General features: G+C 61.8%; 1 protein-coding gene. It reads left to right on the plus strand.

Annotated elements, in window-relative coordinates; translation table 11 throughout:
* A partial coding sequence (locus CWI66_RS17780; RefSeq protein ID WP_198517622.1) for a transposase occupies window positions 1-322 on the plus strand: 322 nt, incomplete at both ends.

Genomic DNA, 322 nt, shown 5'->3' on the forward strand with positions numbered 1-322 from the left:
GCCAAGTACCCCAGAGCCATGGAGTGCCTGGCCAAGGATCGGGAGGAGCTGCTGGCGTTCTATGACTACCCGGCAGAACACTGGGTGCATATCCGCACCACCAACCCGATCGAGTCGACCTTCGCCACGGTCCGCCTGCGGAGCAAGCGCAGCCGGAACTGCGGCTCCAGAGCGACGACCCTGGCGATGGTCTTCAAGCTGCTTCAGAGCGCCCAGAAGCGCTGGAAGCGGATCAAGGGGTTCAACAAGCTGGAGCTGGTCGTGAACAACGTCCGGTTTCAGGATGGGGAGCAGGTAACCGATCAATCAGACAGGACTGCCG

The sequence above is a fragment of the Halomonas sp. 141 genome, from assembly GCF_002810305.1.
Lineage (GTDB): Bacteria > Pseudomonadota > Gammaproteobacteria > Pseudomonadales > Halomonadaceae > Vreelandella > Vreelandella stevensii.